4 protein-coding genes and 2 pseudogenes are annotated in these 4,932 nt (G+C 39.7%); 1 reads left to right on the top strand and 5 read right to left on the bottom strand.

Annotated elements, in window-relative coordinates; translation table 11 throughout:
• Positions 1-110 precede the first annotated feature (110 nt).
• The 5 genes and pseudogenes from M3210_RS19340 to M3210_RS19320 all read right to left on the bottom strand — a co-directional run bounded on the left by M3210_RS19340 (position 111) and on the right by M3210_RS19320 (position 4,482).
• Positions 111-338: a Ger(x)C family spore germination protein gene (locus M3210_RS19340; RefSeq protein ID WP_251517828.1), complete on the bottom strand. Its 228-nt coding sequence runs from the start codon at positions 336-338 to the stop codon at positions 111-113.
• A 14-nt stretch (positions 339-352) separates the two neighbouring features.
• Positions 353-1,900 (bottom strand): spore germination protein, encoded by a 1,548-nt coding sequence (locus tag M3210_RS19335; protein WP_251517825.1) that lies wholly within the window; start codon positions 1,898-1,900, stop codon positions 353-355.
• 9 nt (positions 1,901-1,909) lie between these two features.
• Positions 1,910-2,983, bottom strand: a complete 1,074-nt coding sequence (locus M3210_RS19330) for a GerAB/ArcD/ProY family transporter (RefSeq protein WP_251517823.1) — start codon at positions 2,981-2,983, stop codon at positions 1,910-1,912.
• Between the two features lie 267 nt (positions 2,984-3,250).
• Positions 3,251-3,948, bottom strand: a pseudogene (locus M3210_RS19325) (N-acetylmuramoyl-L-alanine amidase family protein).
• Between the two features lie 159 nt (positions 3,949-4,107).
• On the bottom strand, positions 4,108-4,482 hold the full coding sequence (locus M3210_RS19320; RefSeq protein ID WP_251517820.1) for a site-specific integrase: 375 nt from the start codon (positions 4,480-4,482) through the stop codon (positions 4,108-4,110).
• A gap of 130 nt (positions 4,483-4,612) precedes the next feature.
• Here M3210_RS19320 and M3210_RS19315 point away from each other — a divergent pair.
• Positions 4,613-4,932, top strand: a pseudogene (locus tag M3210_RS19315) (Tn3 family transposase); the annotation flags it as partial.

Raw genomic sequence — 4,932 nt, 5'->3', positions numbered from 1 at the left:
GCAACATGTGCAAAAAAATAAAATAACCGTAAATCTGTTTAAAACATCTCAGATTCACGGTTATTTGGCGTTTCTGTTTTTAATTTTAGTTGCTTCTATTATAAAATTTCTTAGTTCGGGCTTACGGAACCTTCGCCTTTGCCCACCCAAACCGGGGGCTGCTCCGCTTTTTGCTGTCCCTCCAGCTTGGCCACTGTCGAGAAATCAAGCAATTGCACATACAAGGTGTATTGGCCATCGACATAGTCTATTCCAACAGCCGTAGCATAGTTCATGTTTTGCACTTCATATCTGCTCCAGCAACCGGTAAGGGTGAGAAGAAGGAAAAGTGCAACCATACTTTTATATCTCCTCATTTATGCCTGTCCCCTTGCCTTGTAGAATCTCGTGTCTTCAACATGTCCGGTCGAGTGTTTCGCCATGGCCAAGGTAATCGAAACAAAGCGTTGGCCAAGTCTTTAAATGGAGGTGATATTGGGGCCAAGTAAGGCAAGCCGCATGAACGCAATGAGGCTAAATGGCTGAGCACAATAAATAATCCAAGAAAGAAGCCATAAATGCCAAGCGTGGCAGACAGAATGAAAAGAAAAAAGCGTAAGATACTAATCGTTCCAGCCAATGATAGGCTCGATAAAGTTGAACCAAAGATTTGTGTAATTGCTCCGATGACAACGATACCTGGGGATAAGAATCCAGCACGAATGGCCGCATCCCCCAGGATAAGTCCTCCTACAACCGTTACCGTGGAGCCGACCGCAGAAGGCAATCGGATACCAGCTTCCCGCAGGATTTCTAAGAAGAGAAGTGCAATAAACATTTCAACTGCCACATCAAAAGGGATTCCCAACCGGTTAATCCCCAAAGTGGCAAGTAGATAATAGGGCAGCTGATCTTGATGATAGGAAAGAATGGCAACAAAAATTGCAGGAAGCAGTAGCGATACGGACAAGCCAAGTAAACGAAGCGTTTGACCAAATGTAGCTGCCAAAGCAGTAAAGTGGATATCTTCGGGTGCTTTCACAAGCAAAAATAAATTGGCAGGCGCAATCAACGCAGCCGGTGTACCATCCACAATCAACGCTACACGCCCATTGAGCATACAGTTCACGGTAAAGTCTGCTCTGCCTGTATACCCCATCAAAGGAAACAATGCTTTTGTCGGTTCCATTAATTCTTCTAGCTGAGTGGCGCTAAACGCTCCGTCAATGTGAAGATCATCTAATTTATTCTTTACATCTTGAACAATCTTAGGATCAACAATGTCACGCATGTAAAGAATTGCAACGGTTGTTTTCGTGCGAACGCCTACTTTTTTCGTTTCATAAACCATGCTGGTTGATTTGATTCGTTTCCGAATTAACGCCACATTGACTCCCACTTCTTCCACAAATCCATCCTTTGGCCCCCGTACCGAGACCTCAATACTGGATTCTTCCGGATTTCGCGCCGGTTTTTTTGAGATATCGAGGGAGAACAAGGAACGTAGGGTCGGAATATACAAAAGCAGTTTTCCTTCAAAAATATCCGTTTCGGCCGTTTGCTCCCACTCCTCAAGAGTAACGAACTCTAATTGTAGTTGGCTCGACTCGACTATTTCCTCCTGATGATGAAAACCATTGTTTTCATAAAATAGGGTCAAATGAGGAAGCACAGTTTCATGAATGAATGTTTGGTTGTCACTTAACCCCTCACAATAAAGCAATAGGATTCTCGATTGTTCATCATCAGGGTATAATTTGTAAACATGGTGCTTAACATCTTGACACATTTTAAAGTGTTGGATGAGTGATTGTTCATTAAGCGGTTGCAAGACTGTTGTCTCTGTATTAGGCGATGGCCTCTTGCTTTCTGCCCCCTGATTTCCAAATAATCTTTTCATTCGTCGGAATAGTTTATTCATCCTAGCTAGTCACTCCTTTTGGCGAATTCTTGAGATGATCATTCGACCAACATACAGGATCAAGGTCCCTACTGTAAAGATACAAAATGAAGGAAAATAAAACCTTCCTAACAAGTCTAGAAAAGCCATGTCGCTCATCGGCAGCAAAATGGCAACAAGCATGGCCAATGCGCCAAATAACACGGGTAACCATCTGCGTTTTTGTAAATTCCACAATTCTCCCAAGAGATAGATAGAAAGGGATACACGAATGAATGTACCGGATAGCCACTGGTAAATCGAAAAAAAATCGACATGCTCCACATATTCACCCAGTCTAACGATTCTCCATTGAGCGTAAGATGGGTATCTCTGGTTATCCGCTTCATCAGGGCCAAATATCGCAATCGATCCCATCAATGGTCCTAACGTAAGTCCTGTAAGGATGAAGCACATCAACATCAAGCTTTTAAATCCTGGTTTTTTTGTTAATTTGTGCTGAATCAGCAACATCAAGAAAGACAACTCCAGCAATCCCCCGGCAACGTAAGGAATGCCTTTCCATAATGGAGCTGTCCCGTTTTCTAACAATGGAAAAAGCAGGGTATAATCTTTAAACTGAAAATTGGCAATCTCCACAAGATTCCCCAGAATAACAACAAATGGCAACAATATTCCGCTCACAATTGCAATTGTACGGAGTCCTTGAAAAGCAGCAAAGAAGCATGCAACAAGTGTTGTTCCCGCAAGAACTAGTATCGGTGTTTGCGGCAAGTAAGATGCGATTGTCCATGTTAGAGTATCTTTTAAGGAAATAAAGCCCATGAGCCATAATAACAAACTATAAATAATCACTAAGATTGCAGATAAAAACTTTCCAAAGTGCTGATCTAGCCACTTTTTAATGTGTTGATTGTTCATGTTTTGAATGATGTAGTTCAAGCAACCAATCCAAACAGGTGAAACGACAAAAACAAGAAGCACTACGAGCCAGGCATCTCGCTTTGATGCTTCTAGTAGTAAAGGGATAATAATAACGTGGTTCATTAATCCAACCGAAAGCATAATAATCATGTATGACTGAATAGGAGTAATCTTAGGCAAAAGCTCACCTCAAATCCAACAATTGGAAATAGAAACATCTTGAACTATAATTCCCTCAACAACTTCGTTCTATTCATCTGATATTACAGCCGTAAACTAGCACATGATGAGTCCTGGCTTATATCGGCCGGACCAACTTAGAGCAAGAAAAAAATGCTAAGCCCGTCACGACAAAGGCTTAGCGTATTTTTTGTTCATCCAGCCTAGCTATCCATTTTGATAAAACTTTAACGTGCTCGCAGTCAAGCAACCGTTTTCCCAACGAAACTACACATTTTCAATAATAATCCTTTGTGCTGTTCTCAGGTTGCGTTGTACAGTTCTCAACACATTCTCTTCTTCTGCGTAAGCCCTACTTGCACACCGTCAACAATTACACGTTTAATAGCCATATTGCTTTTCAGATTAGTCGATTTTCTCTTCAAATTAAACGCGCGTGCTAAACCATTAACATGACCTTGAGCGACCGCTTGCCGCCAAATCGGGTCCCTTAGTTTTTGGGCATCGCTTGCATGATCAATAAATCCGTTCTCCGTTAATAAAGCGGGCATTCTGGTTTCTCGCAGTACATGGAAATTGGCCTTTTTTTTGCCACGATTATGCAAGTTATTTACTTTGACAATTTCTTCATGCATAATGTCCCGAATTAACGCTGTTCTCGATGAATCAGACAAACTGTTATGAATATAATCTTCATACCCATGAGCTGAATCGTTAAATGCATTAACGTGGATGGATAGAAAATAATCTGCATCCCAAGCATTCGCATCATCTGTACGTTCTTTCAAGCTGCGCGTAATATCTGCTGTTCTACTCATTTTAATTTGCAGGCCTTCATAATGGTTTTCCAAGAGATTTCGGATGCTATGGGAAATATTTAAGGTAATTTCTTTTTCCTGCATCCCATTGCCAATAGCTCCTGGGGCCACTCTCCCGTGACCAGGATCTAAATATAATTTAAACATTTTACACCACCTCGTACAAATAAAATATGATCGAAGAGTAACGGAGGTATAGGAATTAGTCTGAGATACATATAAAAATAGGTGATGATAGGCATTACATTTCATTGAATCAGATGATTTATTTTAGGGGTACAGCCAACATTTCGGAAATTTTGTACGCTAAACAAATTTCAATCTAAAAAAGCCGATATCCTTGATGGATTCGACTTTTTTTATATGGATTTCTATTCTTTCTGATCGTTTAGCTAAGGTTTCTTCAAAGTAAATGACTTTTGTAGATTGATCGGGAATTCTCAGCCAACCGATGAATTGAGCCAAGATATCAAGGTTCACTTCTTGATATCTTAACCGACTTTCCTCTAGGAATTGAAAATAAAGCTTTAGATGGTAACAGTATGACTTTAGTGTATTTTCAGCTTTTCCAATGTTATCTAAATACTTTATATACTTTGCAACCGGTATGACCGGATAGCCTCTCTTATCAATTAACAGATATCTTTTCTTCTCTTGAATGAGAACTTCTTGTACTTTCAACATTCCACCCCCTAATTCGTAAGATACTATATATTCATAAATTTAATAGTACAAATAATAATTCTTTAATGAAATATAAAAGAAGTAGTTACTATCGCAAGATACGTTAATAACTACTTCTAATACTAGTACAATTAAAGCTGGTTACACAGACCAAATATTCGGACTGACCCATTTATTAGGATTTAAATTTGCTCCAAGAATACGAGATTTATCAGACTCGAAATTATTTACAATAGATAAGGCAAGTGAGTATCCAAAATTAGAAGTCATTTTACGTGGACAAATAAATACAAAGGTCATTAAAGAGAATTATGAGGATGTTTTGCGATTAGCTCATTCTATAAGGGAAGGAACAGTTTCAGCATCCCTTATTATGGGGAAATTAGGTTCTTATTCAAGACAAAACAGCTTGGCTACAGCCTTACGTGAGATGGGCCGAATAGAAAA

The organism is Oceanobacillus luteolus, assembly GCF_023715655.1.
Lineage (GTDB): Bacteria > Bacillota > Bacilli > Bacillales > Amphibacillaceae > Oceanobacillus > Oceanobacillus luteolus.
The sequence above is the reverse complement of the archived record's forward strand: the minus strand, read 5'-3'. Positions and strand labels throughout refer to the sequence as shown.

Bases quoted from the DNA above. Each gene is read 5' to 3' on its own strand.
- M3210_RS19340 (WP_251517828.1), bottom strand. From the start codon at position 338: ATGGTTGCACTTTTCCTTCTTCTCACCCTTACCGGTTGCTGGAGCAGA.
- M3210_RS19335 (WP_251517825.1), bottom strand. From the start codon at position 1,900: ATGAATAAACTATTCCGACGAATGAAAAGATTATTTGGAAATCAGGGG.